Source organism: Gordonia araii NBRC 100433 (assembly GCF_000241265.1).
GTDB lineage: Bacteria > Actinomycetota > Actinomycetes > Mycobacteriales > Mycobacteriaceae > Gordonia > Gordonia araii.
Genome location: NZ_BAEE01000012.1, coordinates 1 through 21,808 on the forward strand (window position 1 = coordinate 1; position 21,808 = coordinate 21,808).

The 21,808-nt window shown below is 68.8% G+C and carries 24 protein-coding genes; 14 read left to right on the top strand and 10 right to left on the bottom strand.

The features are described 5' to 3' along the window. A partial coding sequence (locus tag GOARA_RS01605) for a CDP-alcohol phosphatidyltransferase family protein (protein WP_245548328.1) occupies nucleotides 1–934 on the top strand: 934 nt, incomplete at its 5' end. Here the strand turns inward: GOARA_RS01605 and GOARA_RS01610 are convergent. Next, nucleotides 912–1,361: a hypothetical protein gene (locus GOARA_RS01610; RefSeq protein ID WP_040521419.1), complete on the bottom strand. Its 450-nt coding sequence runs from the start codon at nucleotides 1,359–1,361 to the stop codon at nucleotides 912–914. The genes GOARA_RS01605 and GOARA_RS01610 overlap by 23 nt on opposite strands. A gap of 87 nt (nucleotides 1,362–1,448) precedes the next feature. On the opposite strand from GOARA_RS01610, the gene GOARA_RS01615 reads away from it, so the two are divergent. The 6 genes from GOARA_RS01615 to GOARA_RS01640 are packed head-to-tail and all read left to right on the top strand — an operon-like array spanning nucleotide 1,449 to nucleotide 7,878. After that, on the top strand, nucleotides 1,449–4,286 hold the full coding sequence (locus GOARA_RS01615) for a Na+/H+ antiporter subunit A (RefSeq protein ID WP_007320530.1): 2,838 nt from the start codon (nucleotides 1,449–1,451) through the stop codon (nucleotides 4,284–4,286). Further along, nucleotides 4,283–4,903: a Na(+)/H(+) antiporter subunit C gene (locus GOARA_RS01620; RefSeq protein WP_007320531.1), complete on the top strand. Its 621-nt coding sequence runs from the start codon at nucleotides 4,283–4,285 to the stop codon at nucleotides 4,901–4,903. Before GOARA_RS01615 ends, GOARA_RS01620 begins: the two co-directional genes overlap by 4 nt. A 41-nt stretch (nucleotides 4,904–4,944) precedes the next feature. Continuing rightward, nucleotides 4,945–6,564 (top strand): Na+/H+ antiporter subunit D, encoded by a 1,620-nt coding sequence (locus GOARA_RS01625; RefSeq protein ID WP_050947127.1) that lies wholly within the window; start codon nucleotides 4,945–4,947, stop codon nucleotides 6,562–6,564. Further along, nucleotides 6,564–7,274, top strand: a complete 711-nt coding sequence (locus tag GOARA_RS01630; RefSeq protein WP_007320533.1) for a Na+/H+ antiporter subunit E — start codon at nucleotides 6,564–6,566, stop codon at nucleotides 7,272–7,274. The genes GOARA_RS01625 and GOARA_RS01630 overlap by 1 nt, the downstream gene beginning before the upstream one ends. Before the next feature lie 5 nt (nucleotides 7,275–7,279). Next, a complete protein-coding gene (locus GOARA_RS01635) occupies nucleotides 7,280–7,543 on the top strand; it encodes a monovalent cation/H+ antiporter complex subunit F (protein ID WP_040521432.1) in 264 nt (87 codons plus the stop codon). Further along, on the top strand, nucleotides 7,540–7,878 hold the full coding sequence (locus GOARA_RS01640; protein WP_007320535.1) for a monovalent cation/H(+) antiporter subunit G: 339 nt from the start codon (nucleotides 7,540–7,542) through the stop codon (nucleotides 7,876–7,878). The genes GOARA_RS01635 and GOARA_RS01640 overlap by 4 nt, the downstream gene beginning before the upstream one ends. Nucleotides 7,879–7,882: 4 nt before the next feature. Here GOARA_RS01640 and GOARA_RS18745 read toward each other — a convergent pair whose 3' ends face one another. From GOARA_RS18745 to napA, 4 genes are read right to left on the bottom strand one after another with little or no spacing between them, the layout of a single operon-like run. Further along, nucleotides 7,883–9,664 (bottom strand): hypothetical protein, encoded by a 1,782-nt coding sequence (locus GOARA_RS18745; RefSeq protein WP_138947486.1) that lies wholly within the window; start codon nucleotides 9,662–9,664, stop codon nucleotides 7,883–7,885. A 4-nt stretch (nucleotides 9,665–9,668) separates the two neighbouring features. Beyond that, nucleotides 9,669–10,337, bottom strand: a complete 669-nt coding sequence (locus tag GOARA_RS01650; RefSeq protein ID WP_007320537.1) for a superoxide dismutase family protein — start codon at nucleotides 10,335–10,337, stop codon at nucleotides 9,669–9,671. Between the two features lie 11 nt (nucleotides 10,338–10,348). After that, nucleotides 10,349–10,849 carry a LytR C-terminal domain-containing protein gene (locus GOARA_RS01655; RefSeq protein WP_007320538.1) on the bottom strand — a complete coding sequence of 167 codons (501 nt, stop codon included), beginning with the start codon at nucleotides 10,847–10,849 and terminating at the stop codon, nucleotides 10,349–10,351. A 40-nt stretch (nucleotides 10,850–10,889) separates the two neighbouring features. Next, the gene (gene napA, locus GOARA_RS01660) at nucleotides 10,890–11,228 is read right to left on the bottom strand and encodes a nucleoid-associated protein NapA (RefSeq protein WP_007320539.1); all 339 of its coding nucleotides are present in this window, start codon (nucleotides 11,226–11,228) and stop codon (nucleotides 10,890–10,892) included. Between the two features lie 169 nt (nucleotides 11,229–11,397). On the opposite strand from napA, the gene GOARA_RS01665 reads away from it, so the two are divergent. The 5 genes from GOARA_RS01665 to GOARA_RS01685 are packed head-to-tail and all read left to right on the top strand — an operon-like array spanning nucleotide 11,398 to nucleotide 14,427. Beyond that, on the top strand, nucleotides 11,398–12,000 hold the full coding sequence (locus GOARA_RS01665; protein ID WP_007320540.1) for a peptide deformylase: 603 nt from the start codon (nucleotides 11,398–11,400) through the stop codon (nucleotides 11,998–12,000). Between the two features lie 4 nt (nucleotides 12,001–12,004). Further along, nucleotides 12,005–12,679 carry a GNAT family N-acetyltransferase, cg3035/Rv0428c family gene (locus GOARA_RS01670; RefSeq protein WP_007320541.1) on the top strand — a complete coding sequence of 225 codons (675 nt, stop codon included), beginning with the start codon at nucleotides 12,005–12,007 and terminating at the stop codon, nucleotides 12,677–12,679. 17 nt (nucleotides 12,680–12,696) lie between these two features. Next, nucleotides 12,697–13,161: a guanyl-specific ribonuclease gene (locus tag GOARA_RS01675; RefSeq protein WP_007320542.1), complete on the top strand. Its 465-nt coding sequence runs from the start codon at nucleotides 12,697–12,699 to the stop codon at nucleotides 13,159–13,161. Next, nucleotides 13,158–13,637 (top strand): barstar family protein, encoded by a 480-nt coding sequence (locus GOARA_RS01680; protein ID WP_007320543.1) that lies wholly within the window; start codon nucleotides 13,158–13,160, stop codon nucleotides 13,635–13,637. Before GOARA_RS01675 ends, GOARA_RS01680 begins: the two co-directional genes overlap by 4 nt. Before the next feature lie 7 nt (nucleotides 13,638–13,644). Continuing rightward, on the top strand, nucleotides 13,645–14,427 hold the full coding sequence (locus tag GOARA_RS01685; protein ID WP_007320544.1) for an exodeoxyribonuclease III: 783 nt from the start codon (nucleotides 13,645–13,647) through the stop codon (nucleotides 14,425–14,427). 42 nt (nucleotides 14,428–14,469) lie between these two features. Here GOARA_RS01685 and GOARA_RS01690 read toward each other — a convergent pair whose 3' ends face one another. Beyond that, a complete protein-coding gene (locus GOARA_RS01690; RefSeq protein WP_007320545.1) occupies nucleotides 14,470–15,429 on the bottom strand; it encodes an SDR family NAD(P)-dependent oxidoreductase in 960 nt (319 codons plus the stop codon). 157 nt (nucleotides 15,430–15,586) lie between these two features. Between GOARA_RS01690 and GOARA_RS01695 the strand changes: the two genes are divergently transcribed. Both GOARA_RS01695 and GOARA_RS01700 read left to right on the top strand, forming a co-directional pair. Beyond that, on the top strand, nucleotides 15,587–17,161 hold the full coding sequence (locus GOARA_RS01695; RefSeq protein ID WP_138947487.1) for a flavin-containing monooxygenase: 1,575 nt from the start codon (nucleotides 15,587–15,589) through the stop codon (nucleotides 17,159–17,161). Continuing rightward, complete coding sequence (locus GOARA_RS01700; protein WP_007320547.1) at nucleotides 17,161–17,721, top strand: SRPBCC family protein; 561 nt, start codon at nucleotides 17,161–17,163, stop codon at nucleotides 17,719–17,721. The genes GOARA_RS01695 and GOARA_RS01700 overlap by 1 nt, the downstream gene beginning before the upstream one ends. A gap of 25 nt (nucleotides 17,722–17,746) precedes the next feature. Here the strand turns inward: GOARA_RS01700 and GOARA_RS01705 are convergent, their stop codons facing one another. The 4 genes from GOARA_RS01705 to GOARA_RS01725 form a co-directional block, all read right to left on the bottom strand. Next, nucleotides 17,747–18,382 carry a TetR/AcrR family transcriptional regulator gene (locus tag GOARA_RS01705; RefSeq protein ID WP_007320548.1) on the bottom strand — a complete coding sequence of 212 codons (636 nt, stop codon included), beginning with the start codon at nucleotides 18,380–18,382 and terminating at the stop codon, nucleotides 17,747–17,749. Continuing rightward, nucleotides 18,375–19,076, bottom strand: a complete 702-nt coding sequence (locus GOARA_RS01710) for a TetR/AcrR family transcriptional regulator (protein WP_007320549.1) — start codon at nucleotides 19,074–19,076, stop codon at nucleotides 18,375–18,377. The genes GOARA_RS01705 and GOARA_RS01710 overlap by 8 nt, the downstream gene beginning before the upstream one ends. Before the next feature lie 282 nt (nucleotides 19,077–19,358). After that, on the bottom strand, nucleotides 19,359–20,945 hold the full coding sequence (locus GOARA_RS01720) for a flavin-containing monooxygenase (RefSeq protein WP_007320551.1): 1,587 nt from the start codon (nucleotides 20,943–20,945) through the stop codon (nucleotides 19,359–19,361). Further along, complete coding sequence (locus GOARA_RS01725; RefSeq protein WP_007320552.1) at nucleotides 20,945–21,808, bottom strand: SDR family NAD(P)-dependent oxidoreductase; 864 nt, start codon at nucleotides 21,806–21,808, stop codon at nucleotides 20,945–20,947. Before GOARA_RS01725 ends, GOARA_RS01720 begins: the two co-directional genes overlap by 1 nt.

A 21,808-nucleotide genomic window follows, 5' to 3' on the forward strand; every position in this document is an offset into this window, starting at 1 on the left:
GAGAGTCGCCGGCAGCCGCCGCGAAAAGCGCCGTACCAGAAGCGATCGGGAGGATCGGGAGAACTCGTCGGCCAGGTCGGCGCGCGTCGTCATTCCCTCTGCGCTGACCATCCTGGCGGTCTGCGCCGGGCTGACCGCCGTGCGTCTGGCGGCCGAGAACCACATCGACCTGGCGCTGGCCCTGGTCGTCGGCGCCGCCCTGCTCGACGGAATCGACGGCCGCGTCGCCCGCATGATGAACGCGACGTCGAAGATCGGCGCGGAACTCGACTCCCTCGCCGACGCGATCAACTTCGGCGTCGTGCCCGCCCTGCTGCTGTCGATCACGCTGATGCCCGGCCAGGATCTCGGCTGGGCCATCGTCCTGGTCTACTGCTGCGCGATCATCCTGCGGCTGGCCAGGTTCAACACGCTCTCCGACGACGAGAACGCACCGGGCTACACCCGCGACTTCTTCGTCGGCGTGCCCGCGCCGGCCGCCGCGCTGATCGCCCTCGGCCCGCTCGGGCTGCACCAGGGACTCGGCGACGGCTGGTGGAGTTCCTTCCCGATGGTCGCGGCCTGGACGTTGCTCGCGGCCTTCCTGGCGATCAGCCGCGTACCGACCTCCTCGCTGAAGGCGACGACGAAGCTGTCGCGCCGCGCGGTGGCCCCGGCCCTGGTGCTCTTCGCCGCGGCCGCGGCCCTGCTCGTCACCTACCCGTACACGTTGATGAGCATCATCATCGCCGCCTACCTGGCGCACATCCCGTTCGCCTGGTGGGGCAGGCGCTGGGTGGCGGCTCGCCCGGAGCACTGGGATTCGCTGCCCGCCGAGCGGCGCGCACACCGCCGCCAGACGAGCAGGCGCCGGCCGATCATCGCCAAGTCGCAGGCGCGGCTGGGGCTGCGCCGCCCGCCGTCGCGTCCGGCTAGCCCGCCCGATCCACGTTGACCTGATAGAACACCGAGTTCGGCCCACCGGCGGCACGCGGCGAACTGCCCACCGTGACCCAGTAGGTCTCGTCGCCCTTCTTGGCCGACAGGATCACCGTGCGCGTCCCGCCCTCCTCCGTTCGGCTCGACTCGGTGAAGCCGGCCTCGGTGAGGGTCTCGACGGCGGCGTCGAGCACGTTCGGCCCGCCGAGCTGACCCTGCACGGTCAACGACCACCCGTCGGCGCGCGACCCGCTCGCCTGGATGAGCCGACCGTCGAGCAGCGGCACATCCTTGGCGGGGAAATCGGCCGGGAGCGCGACGTCGCCGGTCGGGCCGGACTCCGACGACCCGCACGCACCGACGAGTCCGGTCGCGACGGCGAGGAACAGCACCATGAAGAAGACGAGCGGCCCGCGGCGGCGACCTGAACGAAAACGCGTCATACCTGCAACGGTAGGGTAAGAACCGCGGGTGACTCCGAAGTGACACCCCGCCGATGACCGAAGTCGACCGATCTCGCCGGAGCGCCCGTGATAGTTACCCTTTTCACACTTTCGGTCGCTGCGCTCGTCGCGCCGGCCATCGTGTGGCGTCTAGGGCCCAAGGGTTTCTACGTCATCGCGCTCGCTCCGGCCGCCGCCCTCGTCTGGGTCGTCGCCAATTGGCCGACCGACGGCCAGCCGCTAACCGAATCGGCCGAATGGATCCCGCGTCTGCACATGACGCTGGACATGAGGATGGACACCCTCGCCGCAGTCCTGTCCGTTCTCATCCTCGGCATCGGCGCGCTGGTCCTCTGCTACTGCGCGCACTACTTCGACTCGATGCGCCCGCGCGTCGCGGTCTTCGGCGGCGAGATGCTCGCCTTCGCCACCGCCATGTTCGGCTTGGTCATCTCCGACAACATGCTGGTCCTCTACGTGTTCTGGGAGATCACCACGGTCCTGTCCTTCCTGCTGGTCGGCTTCTACGGGGTGCGCGCCTCCTCGCGCCGCGCCGCGACGCAGGCACTGCTGGTCACGACGCTGGGCGGCCTGGCCATGCTCGGTGGCATCATCGCCCTGGGCACCCGGACCGGGAGCTACCTCCTCTCCGATCTCCTGGCCAATCCGCCGGCGAGTTCGGTCTACGTCGACCTCGCGATCGCCGCGATCCTCATCGGCGCGCTGTCCAAGTCCGCCATCGTCCCGCTGCACTTCTGGCTCCCCGGAGCCATGGCCGCCCCGACCCCGGTCAGCGCCTACCTGCACGCCGCCGCGATGGTCAAGGCCGGCGTCTACCTGGTCGCCCGCCTCGCCCCCGGTTTCGCAACCCTGCCGGTGTGGCAGGTCCTGGTTCTCGGCCTCGGCGCGGTCACCATGCTCGTCGGCGGCTGGCGCTCGCTGCGAGAGCTCGACTTGAAGCTGATCCTCGCCTTCGGGACGGTGTCGCAGCTCGGGTTCCTGATGGTGCTGCTCGGCTTCGGCGACGCCAGCGTGGCGCTGGCCGGCATCACGATGCTCGTGGCGCACGCGATGTTCAAGGCGGCCCTGTTCATGGTCGTCGGCATCATCGACCACTCGACCGGTACCCGGGACCTGCGCAAGCTGGCGCGCCTCGGCCAGAAGATGCCGGTCCTCGCCCTGATCGCCGCGGTCGCCTCGGCGAGCATGGCGGGGTTGCCGTTCACCTTCGGTTTCGTCGCGAAAGAGGCCGCGTTCGGGACGATTTGGGCGTCGAGCGCCCTGCCCGACTGGCAGGCCCGCGGCATCGACCTTGTGCTGTTGACCGGCGCCATCATCACCATGGCGTACACGACCCGATTCCTGTGGGGGGCATTCGGCCGCAAGGTGCGCCCCGGACCCAGCCTCGCGGTGAGCCGGGCCCACCGCCCGCACCCGATGTTCCTGTTCCCCCCGGCCGTGTTGGCGGTGGCCGGAATCGGCACCGCCTTCGCCGCCGGCTGGTTCGGCGAGATCTTCGAGCCGTACGCCAAGACCCTTCCGACCTACGGGCGCAAGCTCGAGCACCTCGGCCTGTGGCACGGCTTCGGGCTGCCGCTCATGTTCTCGATGATCGCCATGGTCGGCGGCGTCGGCGCCTTCCTCCTCGTCCGCTCCATGCGCGACCACCTGTTCGTGCGGCCACCGGTGGTCAACGCCGACCGCGTGTACGACTGGGTGCTGCGCACCGTCGACGCTGCCTCGCTCGCCATCACCCGCAACACCCAGCGCGGTTCGCTGCCGGTCACGCAGGGCGTGATCCTGGCGACGGCCGTCGTCCTGCCCATGGCCGCGCTGTTCACCGGCGCGCGCTCGGTCCTGCATCCACAGGGGTTCGACGCCCCGACGCAGGCGGTCGTCGCACTGCTCATGCTCGCCGCGGCGGTCGGGGTCGCCGTCCTGCGCAACCGCCTCGCCGCGGTCATCGCGATCGGCCTCAACGGCTACGGCTGTGCCTTCCTCTTCGCCCGGCACGGCGCCCCCGACCTGGCACTGACCCAGGCTCTGGTGGAGACGCTGACCCTGGTCATCTTCGTCCTGGTGCTGCGCAAGCTACCCGCCGAGAGCCAGGCCCGCCGCTCGCTGGGACTCGACCGCGTCGCCCGGATCATCATCGCCGTCGCCGTCGGCGCGACGGTCGTGGTGATCGCGGTGTTCGCGGCCGCCGCCCGCTCGACGCGACCGCTCCACGAGGTCATCCCCGACCTCGCCTACACCATCGGCCACGGCGCCAACGCGGTCAACGTGCTGCTCGTCGACATCCGCGCCTGGGACACCCTCGGCGAAGTCTCGGTGCTGATCGTCGCCGCCACCGGTGTCGCGTCGATGGTGTTCCGCGACCGCCGGTTCGGGGCCGCCCCCCGCGTGGCCGACGCGAATACCGCCGACGACCTGATGCCGTCGGACCGCACCACCTGGCTGCTGGGCAGCGACCTGCGCGATCCGCGGCACCGCTCCCTCGTGCTGGAGGCCACCACACGACTGGTGTTCCCGACGATGGTCGTGCTGTCGGTGTTCCTGTTCTACGCCGGCCACAACGCTCCGGGCGGCGGGTTCGCCGGCGGCCTGACCATGGGCTTGGCACTGGTGCTGCGCTACCTCGCCGGCGGCCGCTACGAACTCGGCGAGGCGCTGCCGATCGAGGCCGGAACGATTCTGGGCACCGGCCTGGCCGTCTCGGCGGGTACCGCGGTGACCTCGCTGTTCTTCGGGGCGCCTGCCCTCTCGTCGGCGATGTTCGAGGTGACGCTGCCGGTGCTGGGCGACGTCAAGCTCGTGACGGCGCTGTTCTTCGACCTCGGCATCTACCTGATCGTCGTCGGCCTGGTGCTCGACATCCTGCGCAGCCTCGGCGCGCGCCTCGACACCGAAGGGGAGGTTCGATGAGCGTCAACGTCCCCCTCCTGATCGTCCTCGGCGGCATCATCGCCTGCGGTGCCTACCTGTTGATGGACCGCTCGCTGATCAAGATGCTGCTCGGGCTGATGCTCGTCGGCAACGCGGTCAACGTGATGATCCTGGTGATCGCGGGCAACAGCGGCAACCCGCCGATCCGGGGCCAGGAGGTCGCGGGCCGCACCGAGGACGCCGACCCGCTCGCCCAGGCGATGATCCTGACGGCGATCGTCATCATGATGGGCGTCGCCGCCTTCGTGCTGGCGCTGGTGTACCGCCTGTTCGTCCTCAACCGCGACGACGACGACGTCGAGGACGACCCGGAGGATCTCAAGATCCTCACCGGCTCCCTGGAGACGGCCGGCGACCGCGACCGCAGCGATGATCCGTTGACCCTCGCCGACACGGTCGCCGGCGACCTGTTCGACGACCAGGGGCATCCGCTGACTCCCGAGGAGTTCGAAGAGTTGCACCGCACGGTGATCGAGACCGACCTCCTCGTCGCGGACGACGACGACGTCGTCGACGAACTGCACGCCCCCGACGAAGACGAGGACGACGCCGAGAGCCCCGCGTCCGAGCCCGGCGAACGGGGGACCGACCAGTGAACTTCACCGTGCCCCTCTCGTGGTTCCCCGTACTGATCGTCATGCCGACGCTGGTGCCGCTGATCGGCGCGGCGATCGCCCTGGTCGCCGGGCGCAGCGCCCGCCTGCAACGCGTCGTCACGGTCGTCGCCATCAGCCTCTCGCTCGGCGCTTCGCTGTTGATGCTGTTCGGCGTCAGCAAGCACGGCACCCAGGCGATCGCCATCGGCGGCTGGGACTCGACCGTCGGCGGTGAACGGACGAAGCGCCTCGGCCCGCTGGGCATCACCCTCGTCGTCGACCACCTGTCGGCGATGATGCTGGTGGTGTCGGCGACGGTGCTGCTCGCCGTCATCCTCTACGCCATCGGCCAGGGTCTGCGCGACGGCACCGAGGCACAGCCGGTGTCGATCTTCCAGCCGACCTATCTGATCCTGTGCGCGGGCGTGTGCAACGCCTTCCTGGCCGGCGACCTGTTCAACCTGTACGTCTCCTTCGAGGTGCTGCTCACCGCGAGCTACGTGCTGCTCACCGTCGGCGCCAGCGCCGACCGCGTGCGCGCCGGGGCCATGTACGTGATGGTGTCGATGGTCTCGTCGCTGATCTTCCTGATCGGCATCGCCTTCGCCTACGCCACCACCGGCACGCTCAACCTCGCCGAGATGTCGATCCGGCTGAACAGCGGCGAGGTCCCCGACGGCACCCGCAACGCGCTGTTCGCCGTGCTGCTGGTCGCCTTCGGCATCAAAGCAGCCGTGTTCCCCCTGTCGACCTGGCTGCCCGACTCCTACCCCACCGCCCCGGCCCCGGTCACCGCGGTGTTCGCCGGTTTACTGACCAAGGTCGGTGTGTACGCGATCATCCGCGCGCACACGCTGCTGTTCCCCGGCGGGTCGATGGACTCGGTGCTGATGATCGCCGGTCTGCTCACGATGCTGGTCGGCATCGCCGGTGCGATCGCCCAATCCGACATCAAACGACTGCTGTCGTTCACCCTGGTCAGTCACATCGGCTACATGGTGTTCGGCGTCGCGCTGTCGTCGCAGCTGGGCATGGCGGCGGCCATCTACTACGTGGCGCACCACATTCTGGTGCAGACGACGCTGTTCCTAGTGGTCGGCCTGATCGAGCGCCAGGCCGGGTCGGCGTCGCTGCGCCGCCTCGGCGGCCTGATCGCCAGTCCGGTACTCGGCATCCTCTATCTCATTCCGGCCCTGAACCTCGGCGGCATTCCGCCGTTCTCCGGATTCATCGGAAAGGTGGCGCTGCTGCAGGCCGGTGCCGTCGACGGATCGGCGCTCGCCTGGACGCTCGTCATCGGCGGCCTGGTGACCAGTCTGCTCACCCTCTACGTCGTCGCCCGCATCTGGACCAAGGGCTTCTGGCGGGCCCGCGCCGACGCCCCCGAGGGCGATCTGTCCGACGAGCGCCCCTCGTCGCTCATGGATGAGAGTTCGGCCACCGATATCGCCTACTCCGACCGTGACGACGTCGGGTCGATGCCGCCCGGCATGGTCGTCCCGACCGCGGCCATGGTCGCCGTCGGCTTGGCGATGACGGTGTGGGCGGGGCCGATCATGAACTACGCCGACCGCGCCGCAGCCGACATCGTCGATCCGAAGGTGTACATCCGCGCGGTGATGGACATCGGCGATCCGGACAACCCGGCGGGGGGGCGCTGATGCGATCGGCACTGATCAACGCGTGGCGACTGACCCTGCTGGCCCTGTTCTGGGCGGTCGGGACGACCTTCGTGTGGATCGCCGACCGCGTCAAGGTCCCCGAGTGGCTCGGCACCGATCTTCGCGAGGTCGGCGTCCGGATCTGGACCGCGTCGTGGCTGACGTTCGTCTGGGTCCTGCTGTGGGGCACCATCTCGTGGGCCAACATCCTCGCCGGCCTCGCCGTGGCGATCGGCATCATGGCGCTGCTTCCGTTGCCGCGCGTCCCGGTCGAGGGCCGCCTGCACCCCGTGTCGATCACGCTGCTGCTCCTGCGGCTGATCCGGGACTTCTTCCTGTCGTCGCTCCAGGTGGCGTGGGCGGCGATCCGCCCGGGCCGCCCGCCGCTCGGGGCCGTCGTGCGCCGGCGCGTTGCGATCAAGTCCGACATGGTGCTGACCCTGGCCATCAACTACATCAACCTCGTCCCCGGCACCCTCGTCGTGGAAATCGACCACCGCCGCCGCCTGCTCTACATCCACGTCTTCGACTTGTCGTCGCCGAAGAAGGTCGCGCGCTTCGACCAGCAGATCGAGTTCATCGAACGCGCGTTCATCCACGCTTTCGAGCGCGACAGCGAATGGCACCCGAGCCCGTACCACGGGATCGACGACGAGTACCACAACCGCGTCCTGGCGCAGCGCGACGCCGACGGAAGGGAGCCGCGATGAGCACCATGGACATCCTGTGGCTGGTCGCCGCGGCCATGCTGCTGATCGCCGGCATCCTGGCCTCGACGCGGGTGCTGGGCGGCCCGACCACCCTGGACCGCCTCATCGCGCTCGACATGTCGATCGCGCTGACGATGTGCGGTCTGGCGCTGTGGGCCGGTACCAGCGGCGATTCGTCGGTGGTCTCGGCGATCGTCGCGATCGCACTGGTCAACTTCGTCGGGTCGATCGCGGTCGCCCGATTCCGAGTCCGGGACGATAAACGATGACCATTCCAGAAATCATCAGTACCGTCCTGGTCATCGCCGGGTCGCTGATCGCGCTCACCGCATCGGTCGGGTTGATCCGCTTCCGCGACACCCTCTCGCGCATGCACGCGGCCACCAAACCGCAGACCTTCGGATTGCTGCTCGTGCTGACCGGCGCCGGCATCCGGCTGGGCGGCAACGTCGATATCGGAATGCTCGTCCTCGCCGGGCTCTTCGCGCTGATCACGGCACCGGTCGTGGCCCAGCGGATCGGCCAGCTCGCCTACCGCGAGCAGCGGGCCGCGAGCGGCCTCACGCGTTCGCCCACCGAAGTGCCGACGTCCGACGAGAAGTGACCGCTCAGCGCCGCCGGCGCTTGCGGTGCCGCCGGATGTCGGAGCGGTGCGACAGCCTGCGCCGCATCCGGCCGAACACGAGGACCATCGACAGCACCACCAGGAGCACGATGAGACCCATCTGCACGGTCGCGTCGTTCACCACGGTGACGACACCGAGCAGGGCCACCGCGAGCACCAGCAGGATCTCGCGCAGTTCGACGTAGAAGCGGTGCAGGCGCCCCGGTCGGGCCCGTACCGTCGCCAGGGTCTGGCGGTTGACGCCCAGCCGCGCCCGCAACTCCGCGTCGATGAACGCCAGCGGGAGTTCGGGATTGGACCCCAGGGTTTCGTTGGCGGCCGGGAAGCGAGTGCCCCACGACCCACCGGTGACCTTGCGGCGCATGTCTTCGACGTCGGAAGGGACCTCGAAGACCTTCAGCACCACCGTCGGCACATCGCCGTTCTCGTCCGGGGTTCCCTCGATCACGACGTAGTCGCCGCTCTCAATGCCGAGCACGTCGATGGCCAGCCTGGGCATCAGTACGACATCGCGCTCGGTGGTCGCCGGGTCGGCGAGCGTGACGCGCATCGTTAGATAGGTCGGCTTTCCCAGCAGCCAGTCCATCTTACGGTCGCGGTCGACGTAGGCCGGCCGGACGGCGACGGCATCGCCGCGCTCGATGCCGCAGGCCATCCGCAGCACATGGTCGATCTGGGTGTGGCCTTGCTCGGGCTCGGCCGGATCGTGCGGGTCGTACGGATGTACGGCGGCCAGCGCGGACGGCGCGGCATCGCCGTGCAGCGCGGCGAGCGCCGCCGACCGGATCGACACCAGCCGGGGACTGCCCAGCTTCGCCAGATCCCCGCGCGCTATGCGAACCACCGATTTCCCACCGCGATTCAGCCCGTCCGGGCTCGAATCCGCCCACAACAGGGTCTCGCCGGGTTCCGCCGTTCCCGCATCCTCGATCGGTCCCTGGCGCGGCAGACTCCCGTAGCGCAGCGGTTCGGCCCCCATGCAGTCGGGCAAGTCGTAGAACGGATTGTCCTCCCGCACCCCGGCGCGCTGGGCGACCTCGAGCACCTGCTCCTGGTTGAGCGCTCCGGGGACGGGATCGCCGGGGACGGCCATCGCGATGGGCTCATCGTCGGCATCGGTGAGCACTCCGCCCTCTGCGACGTAGGCGTACACACCGGGTAACCGCTCCCCCGTCTCGAGGAGCACGTCCACCGATTGCTCGGTGCCGAGCCACACCCGCCGGTATCCCGGTGACTCGGACTTGTCGAGTTCGACGAGCTGGCGTTCGTCGAGAAGCTGGACGACCAGCGTCGTCTCGAAACCGGGTTCGGGGTACACGGTCGCGGCGATGTAGCCGAAGCGGGAGACCGTCGCCATGTAGCCGACCTTGGCACCCCGGATCCGCGCGCGGACCTGTGGCACGAACAGCGCCTCGGGACGGTCGGCGAACTTGAACCGCAGTTGCGCGGGCGATGCGTTGGAGCCGATCGCCAGCACCGGCACGCGATTGTCGATGGTGCCGAATCGGAGGTCCTCGGCGAGCCGGCCCAACTGCAGCGCCGCGTTGTCGGGCCGGTCGGCGGCCCGCACGTCACGCACCCGGCACACACCGAGGCGCACCGGTGGCGTCTGCTCCCAGGCGAGCGGGAAACCGTCGCGGTCGTTCAGTTCCCACATCCGGTTCGCGGCGATGACCGCCGAGAACTCGGGCCATTGGCCCGGATAGGTCAGCGGGTGACGGCGCGGAGCCGATGACGCGGCGAACGGATCGCCGGAGTCCACCATTCGGTCAGCCGGCGCTGATCACACCGCAGGCGGCACGACCGCCCGCGTCGCCGGTGTCGAGGCTCCTCTTGTCCGGGCCGGGCCGGCCGTCGGCGCTGTAGCGGTCGGGAATGTTGCCGAAGTTGTCGGCACCGGCGTGGATCACCAGGGCCTTGCCCTTGATCTGCTCCAGCGTCACCGCCTCGCTCGACGTCGTCGTGGTCCCGCCGCCGTTCTCACCGATGTAGATCGACACGAGATCTCCGCTGGACGGGTGCTCGGTGCGTCCGCCGACCTGAAGGTGGCCGCCCGCGCTGGAGAACGGCTCGGCGCCGGACGGATCGCAGACGCCGTTGGCATGGATGTGCATGCCGTGGAAGCCGGGTTCGAGGCCTTCCTTGACGGTGACGACGACCTTGACGCCCTTCTCGGCCTTGGTGAACACCGCGGTACCGATCTCGCGTCGCTGTACGTCGATGATCTTGGCGGTGGCCTGCTCGCCGGCGTGCTCCTCGCCGTGACCGCCCTGCTCGGCGCCGCCCGGCGCTCCCTTGTCGCCGGTCACCACGGTGGGCGTGGTGCCCTTCACGTCCGAGGGCTCCTCGGCGTTCGAGCAGCCCGCGAGGGCGAGCCCGACGGCGGCTGCCGCGGCGACGACCGCGACGGACTTTCGGGAAACGACGGTGGCTGTCATGACAGAACCTCTCATTCGGTGACGGCGATGACCAGCACGCCGCCGGTGCACGCGGGCAGTCTGGTCTGGTTGGGCGATCGTTGCTCGACGCTATAGCCGCCACCGAGATCGGTGGCGATCTGGTTAGCGGCGGCCTCGTCGCCGGCGCGGTAGAAGATCGTGTTCTCGCTCAGAGTGCTCGACGAGAGGTTGTCCGGCTCGGCCGTCTGGTAGCCCTTCGTCTTGAGCTGATCGGTGACGGATCCGGCCAGGCCGCTCACGTTGCCAGCGTTGACGACGCAGACCTTCGTCGACGAGGCGTCGGCGGACGGCGCCGCCGCCTTGCTCTCGCCCGAGGCGGGCGCGGGATTCTGCTGGGCCGTGGTCTGCGCCGTCGGGGCCGGCTCGGCGTCGTCGCCGGATCCGGTCGCCAGGCTGTGCGCTCCCAGACCGAAGAACACGACGGCCACGGCCAGCAGCAGCATGGCGCCGGCGCGCAGCGGCAAGCGATTGGATTCGCGTTCGGAAGTCATCAGGGCAACTGTATCTCAGCGCCCGCGGAAGCCGGGCCGCCTACTCGGAGAGGTCGAATCCGAGCCGCCGCGCGGCCCTGGCCTTCTGGCGCGACGCGCGCAGCCGGCGCAAACGCTTGACCAGCATCGGGTCGGCCGCGAGCGCCTCGGGGCGGTCGACGAGTGCGTTCAGCACCTGGTAGTAGCGCGTCGCCGACAGCCCGAACAGCTCTTTGATCGCGTCTTCCTTGGCACCGGCGTACTTCCACCACTGCCGCTCGAACGACAGGATTTCGTGTTCCCGGCGCGACAAACCGTCCGACCCGACCTCATTCGGGTCAAGGTTGGCATCTGCCCCCGCCTTGTGGCTCTGCTGGCTTCGCGCAGTCGCCCCGTCCATCACACTCCCTTGAGAATCTTGCTGTCAGGTACCGCGGGGATCGCTCCACGCCGGTGTGACTCGGTAGTTATCTAACCACGCGCACGCCGTCGAGCCGCACCGTGACGCGCCGTGTTTGCCGCCATCCCAGATTGCCGACGGCCCAAACGAACTGCGTAATCTATTCGGCATGGCGATTCTCCCGATCTGCATCATTGGCGAGCCGGTGCTGCACCAGCCGACGGCGCCGGTGGTCCTCGACGAGAACGGCCGGCCGTCCGCCGACGACATCGCGCTCCTCGACGACATGTACGAGACCATGGATGCCGCCAACGGTGTCGGCCTGGCCGCCAACCAGGTGGGCGTTGCCAAGCGGATGTTCGTCTACGACTGTCCGGCCGGTGAGTCTCGCGCGTCGGTGCGCCGCCGCGGCGAGGTCATCAACCCCGTGCTGGAGACCTCGGAGATCCCCGAGACGATGCCCGACCCCGACGACAACGACGAGGGCTGCCTCTCGGTGCCGGGGGAGAGCTTTCCCACAGGGCGGGCCGAGTGGGCGCGGGTCACCGGTGTCGACCGCACCGGTGAGCCGGTGGAGATCGAGGGCAACGGATTCTTCGCCAGGATGCTCCAGCACGAGACCGGGCACCTCGACGGCTTCCTCTACGTCGACGTGCTCCTCGGCCGCAACGCCCGAGCCGCCAAAAAGGCCATCAAACGCAACGGCTGGGGTGTACCCGGGCTCACCTGGCTGCCCGGGGAGCAGCCGGACCCGTTCGGACACGACGACTGAACCGATGACCGGGACGCCGTTCGTCGGGGATCGCGTCGTCGTGCGCTACCGCCTCGGCCCCGGTGCGCCGGGCGACTGGCGCGCATCGGATGGCGCGACGCTGTCCGACGTGACCGGCGTCGTCGTCGAATCCGGTGACGGTGAGACCCCTCTCGTCCTCACCCGGGTCGCCCCGGCAGCGGTGGCCGACGACGACCTCGTGCGCCTGCCAGCCGACCTCATCGCCTCGGTGCGCCTACTGCCCTACCGCGCGGTGCGCAACAGCGAGATCCGCGACATCGCCATGCGAGCCGTTGACGCAGCAGAAACAGCCGAGCTCCTCGGTTGGCGAGCCCGGGCGGGTGCCGGGGAGGCAGCAGAGCCGGGTGTCCCCGTGAACACCGCGGTCCCCGCGGCGATCGGCGCGCGACTGGATTCGGCGTCGGTGGCCGCGCTGCGCGAGTGGTACGCCCACCGCGACCTGGCGCCCCTCGTCGAATTGCCCGAACGCCTGGTCACCGGTGCGGTCGCGGGGACCGCGTTCGGCGGCGAGTTTCACCGGCTCGTTCGGGTCGCCCCGGACGGCACGGAATCGGACATCGTCACCGTGGCCGCCGATGATCGGGAACGCGGTCGTGCGCTGCGCGCCGACGGCTTCGCGCTGCACCACCGGGTGACCTATCGCGACCTCGGCCGCTGACGGCTAACCTCAAGCCGATGCGCCAGAAGAACTCAGCTGCCCCGGCCTGGCTCGGCGTCGGACTGTTCGCCGTACTGCTCGTGGTCGGGCTCCTCTGGCTGCTGGGCGGATTCGGGCCGTCGGGTCCGACCGCGCCGGAGCGCGGTGGCCCGGCCGCCGCCGGACAGCACGGGCCGGTCCCCGACCGGGTCCAGCGCACGCTCGACCTCATCGACGCCGGGCAGTGGCCGGAAGCGGCCAACGCGCCCGGCACCCGCGGCGGGCGCACGTTCCGCAACAACGAGGCCCTGTTACCGCGCACCGACTCCACCGGTGCGCGGGCCAGCTACCGGGAGTGGGATGTGAACCCGAAACGGCCGGGCCGCAGCCGTGACGCCGAGCGGATCATCACCGGAGCCGACGGGTCGGCGTGGTACACCCTGGACCACTACCGGTCCTTCCACCGGATCAGAGGCCCCGAGCAGCGAGGAAACCCCCGATGAGCACCGCGGATACGAGTGTCGACGTTTTTCTGGACGCAACGGCGGCCGGCGGGCCCGCGATCGCGCTGCGCGCCGTGCCGGCGAAATCCCGCGTCCCGCGCACGGATCTTCCCGGCGTCCTCGTTCGGCGCATCGACGCCCGCGATGCGCGCACCCTCGCCGGCCTGTACCGCTGCATGGCGAAGGCGTGGGATTTTCCCGCCCACTTCGGCGCCAACAAGGATGCCTTCGACGACGTCATGCGCGATCTGCCCGAGACCGGTCGCGGATATCTCACCGAGATCACCCACCCGGCGGTGCTGCTGGAGGATTCGCCGGACGACCTGGCGTGGTTCGCCGGGTCGATCGCCTTCTACGCCGACGAGTACGCCCCCGATCGTCAATTCGGCGTGCTGCTGCTGGCCCGGCGATCCGAGGAGGCGGCCACCGGGCGGGTGTGGTCCGCGGCCGGTGCCGACGTCGTGACGGTGGGCTGAGGCGAGTATGCGGCTGGCTACGTGGAATGTGAACTCGATCCGCGCGCGGTCGGAGGCGGTGGTGGGCTGGGCCCAGGCGGCCGATGTCGACGTCCTGGCGATGCAGGAGACCAAGTGCACCGACGACGGTTTTCCGGTGATGAGCTTCCTGGCCGCCGGCTACGATGTCGCGTTCACCGGCGACGGCGGCTACAACGGCGTCGCGATCGCCTCGCGCGTCGGGCTCGACTCGGTCGAGTACGGCTTCGAGGGGCAGCCGGCGCACGGCGGGACGACCGAAGCTCGGGCCATGTCCGCGGTGTGCGACGGGGTGCGCGTGTGGAGTCTCTACGTGCCCAACGGCCGCGCGCCGGACGACCCGCATTTCACTTACAAGCTCGACTGGCTCGCCGCCCTGCGCGACCGGGCGGCGTTGTGGCTCGCCCACGACCCGGCCGCGCAGATCGCGCTCGCCGGTGACTGGAACGTCGCACCCACCGACGATGATGTGTGGGATCCCGCCGAATTCGCCGGCAAGACCCACGTCACCGACGACGAGCGCGCCGCCTTCGCTTCTTTCGCCGGCGCCGGCTACACCGATGCAGCGCGGCCCTACCTCGGTGCGACGAAGACCTACACGTTCTGGGACTACCAGCAGCTGCGCTTTCCGCGGAATCAGGGCATGCGCATCGACTTCACGCTCTGCTCACCCGCGTTGCAGGACCGCGTCTTCGGCGCGAGCATCGACAAGGCCGCGCGCAAAGAACCCGGAGCGAGCGATCACGCCCCGGTCGTGCTGGAGTTGCGCTGACCCCGACTCGGGCGTCATATCCGGGCCGGTCGCGAACGCGGACTACGCCGACCGGCCGGCCGCCGGTTCCGACGGACCGTCGTCGTCGGTCATCTCGCGTTCCGGCCGCGGCACCGCGGCGGCCGACTCGGGCAGTGCCAGATACTCGACCTGCCGCGCCAGCCGCGCCCACCTGGGGAACATCAGCGCGAAGCGCCCGCCGATCCGGCCGGCCGCCGTCGATACCGTCGGCTGCCCGTAGCGGACCGCCCGATCGATCAGCTTTGCTGCCTGTTCCGGGCTGATCGTCGGCGCCGGCTGAACCTTGCGCGACGGTTCGATCATCGGGGTTCTGGTCAGTGGCACCTTGACCGAGCTGACCGTGATGCCGCGCGTCGCCACCTCGCCGGCGATGACCTCGCCGAACGCGTCGAGGGCCGCCTTGCTCGCCACATATGCGCTGTAGCGCGGGCTGTACACCTGCGTGCTGATGCTCGATACGTTGACGATCCGGCCGCTCCGGCGTTCGATCATGCCGGGCAGCACCGCCAGTGTGCAGACGACCGCGCCGAGATAGTTGGCCTCCATCGTCCTGCGGTAGTCGTGGCTGCGGTTGACCGCGTGGGCCGCGCCGCGCCGGATCGACCGTCCCGCGTTGTTGATCAGCACGTCGATCCGGCCGTGTCGTTCCAGTGCCAACTCCACGATCTGACGGATGCGCGTTTCGTCGGTCACGTCGCCGGCCCACCAGCTGACGCGTTCGGCCGCGTCGAACTCGGCCGCGATGTCCTCCGCGGTACCGCGCAGCTTCTCGGCGTCGCGGGCCACCAGGACGACGGTGGCGCCGGCCCGCACGAATCGGCGCGCGCACGCCTCGCCGATGCCCGACGAGCCGCCCGTGATCAGGAAGACTTTGCCGTCCGGTTCCAATGATCGGACACGCGGCAGTGCCATATCGGCCGTTGCTCGGGCCAGCCCTTTGCGGGCCGCCCACACACGATTGGGGACTGATGCTCGTGCCATCGGTCCACCACCCCCTTGTTTCGGATGAACTGATGTATCAGTCTTTGGCGCATTAGCCTACACCAGCGCTCAAGTTCACTCTTCTTAGAATTAGTTGAATGATGTGTCAGTCTATGGTTTATTGGACCGGTACATGACACTTGAGGGAGATTCGACCATGGGGATCGATCAGACGGCCGCGACCGACTACGAGGTCGCGATCATCGGCGCGGGCGCCGGCGGGATTTGCGCCGGGATCAAACTGCAGGAGATGGGGATCGACGACTTCGCCCTCATCGAACGCGCCGACGACCTGGGCGGCACGTGGCGCGCGAACACCTACCCCAACGTCGGCGCCGACCTGCCGTTCCTGGCCTACCAGTTCTCCTTCGCCCCCAAGGGCGACTGGGACTACTTCTTCGCCAAAGGCGACCAGATCCAGGAGTATCACGTCGGGCTGGCCCGCGACGCCGGCCTCGAGGCGAAGACGATCTTCAACACCGAGATCATCCGCGAGGAGTGGGATGAGCCGAACCACCGGTGGCTGCTGCACACGGCCGCCGGCCAGAGGATCACCGCCCGTTTCGTGCTCAGCGCGGTCGGCGCCTACATCAACCCGAAGGACAAGCCCGACATCGACGGGCTCTCCTCCTTCGCCGGCAAGGTCATGATTCCCGCCGGCTGGGATCACGACTACGACTTCACCGGCAAGCGGGCCGCCGTCATCGGCGTCGGATCGAGTTCGGTGCAGATCGCACCGGCCCTGGCCGAGCAGGTGGCGCATCTCGACATCTACCAGCGCACCCCGCAGTGGTACTTCCCCAAACCCGACTTCGCGACTCCTCGCTGGCTGCAGCGGCTGCTCGGGCTGCCGCGTCTGGCCGGCCTGTTCCACGAGGCGATCCTCGCGGTGCTCGAACTGGGCCTGCGGGTGCTGATCTACACGCCGCAGTGGCTGTTCCGGCCCGGCGCGCGGGTGTTCGACGCCGCCGGTCACGGCCTCTACCGCCTCTGGCTGCGGCTGTGCGTGCGCGACAAGGAGACCCGGAACAAACTGAACCCGAAGTACGGCCCCGGGTGTACGCGCGGCACCCTCGGCGGCGGCTACCTCTCGGTGTTCAACCGCGACAACGTCGATCTCCACACCACCCCGATCGAGCGCATCGAGCCCGACGCGATCGTCACCGCCGACGGCGTGCGCCGCCCCATCGACGCGCTCGTCCTGGCAACCGGCTACGAGATGTTCTCCGATCCGGAGACCTACCGCGAGGGCACGGTGCTCGGCCGCGACGGCTTCGACCTCGGAAAGTACTACAACACGGTCGGCCTGCGCGCTTACCACAGCACCGCCGTCGCCGGACTGCCGAACCGGTGGATCCTGGTCGGCCCCTACTCGTGGACCGGTACCGCGTTCCACTACATCCTGGAGAACGCCACGCGCCACATCACCGCGGTGCTCGGCGAGGCCCGCGAGCGCGGGGCGACCCGCGTCGAGGTCACCGAGCAGGCGCAGGACCGGTTCCACCAGGAGATGGTCGAGAAGGGCCGCAACCTGGCGCACTACTTCTCGGTGCACTGCGCCGGCTCCAACACTTACTTCGTCAATTCGCAGGGCGACGCGGTGTACGTGCGGCCGTGGACGATCTACCAGTCCCGCAAGCGCAGCGTCGGCTTCGACCGGGCGGACTATCGCTTCGGCGCGCTCGACCGTTCCGCGGCCGAGACGCAGCCCGCGGAACAGGCGGCGATCTGATGCAGCCGCTGGCCAAGTTCCGCTTCCGCGCTACCGGCCCCGTCACGATCGACGAGGCGCCCGCCTTCGCCGAGCGCGCCCCGTTCCGCACCGACGTGGTCTACGACTTCCCCACGATCGACCCCGACGCGCTGTGGCGGATCATCTCCTCCGACCGCATGTGGTCGTGGCTGCCGACCGTATGGGGCTGTCGCTACCCCGACGGGGAGGAGATCGGTCCCGGCACGGTCCGCGACTTCCAGATGTTCGTCCACCACTGGCTCGTCTACGCACAGCGCGAGCAGCTCCTGGCATGGGAACCCGGACGCCGGATTGCCTACACCGCAACCGACGCCACGCTCCCCTTCTTCGGCACCTGGTTCGAGGACTACCGCGTCGAACCCCGAGCCGACGGCGGGTCGCGGCTCCGGTGGACGATGGCCGTTCAGGTGCGCTTCCTCGGCCGACTCCCGCTGCGGTGGATCAGCCCGCTGTTCGCCCTGATCTTCCGGTTCGGCCTGCGCGGACTCCCGCGCGAATACCGCGACGGGCTGACCTCGGTCACCGAGAGGGCGCTTTAGCGCTCCCTCACGCCCGGGTGCCGGCTCAGGATTCGGCCGTCGCCTGCGCGGATCCGCCCGACGGCTCCGGGACACCGTGCAACAGCGCGTCGGTGAGAATCCGCGCCGCCTCGTCGATGTCGCCGATGTCCCGGCCGTCGGCGACGGCCGGGGCGATGACCGCTAGCACGGTCGAGATCCACGCCTGTCCGGCGAATTCGAGGCTGACCGATTCGTCGATCAGGCCGTCGGCGCCCGCGTTCGCAAGGATCGCCGTGGCGAGCCGGCCCGATTCGCGGTAACGCTCGACCTGCCCGGCCAACGCCTGCGCGTCGATGCCTGCCACGTCGAGCAACAGGAAGGCGGCCACGTCGACCCGGGCGAGCGCGATTCGTAACAGTTCCGCGGTGACAAGGGCGACCTGCGACCGCAGCGATTCCTCGGTGACGGGACGCGTCATCTCCGCCTCGGCCTGCCGGAGGACCTCCAGGTAGCCATCGGTCTCCCGGTCGATGAGCACGTCGAGCATCTGCCGCCGGTTCTCGAAATAGTTGTAGAAGGTGCCGTGGCTCACCGACGCCCGCGCGGTGATCTCTTTGACGCCGACCGCGGCGTAGCCGTTGTCGACGCATTCGGCCAGCGCGGCATCGAGCAACTGGTCGCGCCGTGACTGCTTACTCATCGCTCCCCTTGACGCCCAGCAGCCCGAACCGGGCGAGATCCGACGCCGCCGTGACGTACTCGGCCCGCTTGGCCGGCTCGTCTTTGTCTCCGGTGAGAACGAGGACGAGGCCGGGGAGACCCAGGGCGGGCAGCGCCCGGGCGATCACCGCGATCTCCCGTTCGTCCAGATCCATCCAGCCGCGCTCGGTCGCCTCGGTCAGCACCCGGATGATCAGCGAGTCGACCGTGTTGTAGATGCCGGTCACTCGATACCGCAGTTCACGATCGACCGCCCCGCCCTGAATCGTGAGGATCCGCAGGAGCCCGGGGTTCGCATCGACAAGGGCGTAGAGCCGATCGCCCAGGTCGTCGATCACCTTCCGCAGCGCCGTCGAATCCGGCGCCTCCACCGCGGCGATCAGCGTTTCGGGTTCGATGGCCGTCATCAGCTGGTCGACGCACCAGTCGATCACCAGGTCGAGGAGTTCGCGTTTGCCGTCGACGTAGCGGTACAGCGTGCCCTGACCGACACCGGCACGACGGGCGATCTCGCTGACCGGCGCTTCCTCGTACGGGTATTCGACGAAGACCTCGTACGCCGCTTTGGTCAGCTGCGCACGACGCTCGTCGGCTAGCCCGACGGAGGTCGGCCGGCCGCGGCGGGGACGAGGGGACGCCTCACTGGTCTCCACCTTGGATCCGTCGCCACCCATAAGCGATGATCTTATCGCCTAGGTATACGCAGTACGCCGCCAGACCCGCTAATCCAGCAACGCGCGTATGCCGATTCGCGATCGCCAACCCGACCGCCGTCTCCGCCGCACCGTTTATCCGGACCTGCTTCTCGGTTTCATCACCGAAAAGCCATCGGGTCAGCCAATGGAACAATCGGGGCACGGCGAAGTGGGCCAACCCCGACACCGCGATGACTCCACCGGCCACCTGGAAGAACAACGACGCCGCTCGCCCCAGATTCTCCGTTGAGGGCCGCTCTCTCAGCACTTCTCCACCTCGAAATCCTCCTTGAGATCGACCTCGGCCGGCGGCCGAGACGAGTAGTCGAAAGTGAAATCGGCCATCGGAATTCGCTTACTGGCTTTCGTCGACTGATAGGCCGTCGTCGGGCGCAGAAATCCGAAATCACCGTGTTTGTCGATGTAGTAGGAATTCGCGTTGATGCACGATTTTCCGTGCATCAGCGTTTGCTTCCCGCGCGCTGAGATGAAATCGAAGAATCGGTCATTCGCCTCCGCGGTGACCGCCACGGATGTGGCTCCGCGCTTTTCGGTCTCGGCGACGATCCGGGTGACGATGCGCATCGCGTTCTCGACCATGACGTGCCAACTGCTGCCACTCCAGGCGAACGGGCCGAACACCATGAAGTGATTGGGCAGCTGCGGCATACACACGCCCTCGTAGGCCTTGGCACGATTCTTGTCGTAGAACTCGGCAAGGTCGAAGCCGTCGCGGCCGCGCACCGGGCGGCGCCGGTACGGATCGGGGCTCTGACTCATCTCGAAACCCGTCGCCAGCACCAGGACGTCGATCGGATGGTCGGTCCCGTCGGCGGTACGCACCCCGGTCGGAGTGATCCGCTCGATCGATTCGGTGACCAAGTCGACGTTCGGGCGCGTGTAGGCCTTGTAGTACCGGTTCGACACACTGGGCCGCTTACACCCGAAGCCGTAATTCGGGGTCAGCTTGCGCCGCAGTTCCCGGTCGCGCACCTGGGTGAACAAGAACGCGCGGCAGGCCCAGTTGGGTATGAGGGTCAGCGGCGCGATCTGCTTGCCGTAGACCGTGATCCCCACGAGTCCCACTTCGACCGCGGCCGCGACCACGCCGCGGATCGCGCTCTGCAGGAACGGTGCGTAGCGGAACGCCGTACGCACCCAGCGCGGAATCGCGAAGTCGGGCTTCGCGAACACCCAGATGGCCCGGCGCTGGAACACGTCGAGGTGGGCGGCGCGCTGGGCCAGTTCCGGCACCAGCTGGACCGAGGTGGCTCCGGTACCGATCACCGCGACGCGCTTGCCGGTCAGGTCGTAGTCGTGATCCCACGCCTGGGTCTGGATGACCTTTCCGGTGAAGTCGTCGAGCCCGGCGATATCGGGCACCCGCGGCTCGACGAAGGCGCCGATGGCCGAGATCACGTACTTGGCCGTGATCGTGCGCCCGTCGGCGAGTCCGACCCGCCAGTGCTGCGCCGACTCGTCCCATTCGCGCGAGACCACGTCGTGCCCGAGGCGCAGGTGATCGTCGAGCTGGAACTCGCTCACCAGACCGTCGATGTAGGCCCGCACCTCGGCCCCCTTGGGGAAGGTGCGCGACCAGTCCGGATTCTTGGCGAAGGAGAACTGGTAGACGATGCCCGGGACGTCGACGGCAACATCGGGATAGGTGTTGGAGTACCAGGTCCCTCCAACCCCGTCGGAGCGCTCCAGGACCACGAAATCGTCGAAACCGGCCTGCTTGAGCGCGACCGCCATGCCCAGGCCGCCGAACCCGGCGCCGATGACGACGGCCAGGTGGTCGTACCCGGGAGCCGTCTCGACCGCGGTGAGTTTGGGCTTTCTCGCCATCATCGCTCCCCGTTCCCGACGGCCTGCTGTTCGATGCGCGAGTCGTACGCGGCACGCGCCCGCTTGTCGTAGGGCTCCAGAGTCCGGTCGGCGCCCACGACGCGACGCCCGAGCAGCCACGCCCATTCCGGCACGACGTGGTAGATCCGCAGCACTGGGACGGTCCCCCGCGGCACGCCGACTACTGCCGGCCGACGGCGCAACGTCGAGACCGCCCGCCTGGCGACCATTTCCGGTGAGACGATGCCCAGCCGCTCCCACCCCTTGAAGGGGATGCCGCTGACCAGCTCGGTCCGCACCGCCGACGGCATCACGACCGAGATGGTGACGCCGGTGCCCTGCAGTTCTTCCCGCGCGCTCCGGGCGAATCCCGTCGCCGCGTGCTTGCTGGCGACGTAGACGGCCAGGCCCGGGGAGTGGATGGCCCCCGCCGCCGAGGTCACGTTGATGAAGTGACCGCGGCCGCGGCCGACCATCCGGGGAGCGAGGATGCGGAAGGAGTGGTGATGGGCCCAGAAGTTCACATCCATCGTCGCTTCGGCGACGCCGGGGGCGTCGTCGAGGATGGGGCCGACCGGCATGATTCCGGCATTGTTGACGACGATGTCGATCGGTCCGATCGTGGTCTCGATCAGATCGACGGCGGCTTCGTATCGGTCGCGGGCCCGCACGTCGAGTTCGATTCCGGTTGCATCGTGCCCGAGCCGGGCCGCCGCCTCCTTCGCGTCGACCTCGTTCAGGTCGGCGATCACGACGCGCGCGCCGCGGCTCACCAGCCGCTCGGCGATGGCATAGCCGATACCCCTGGCTCCGCCGGTGATCAGCGTGACCGCCCCGTCGACGGGGAATTGCGTGAATTTCAT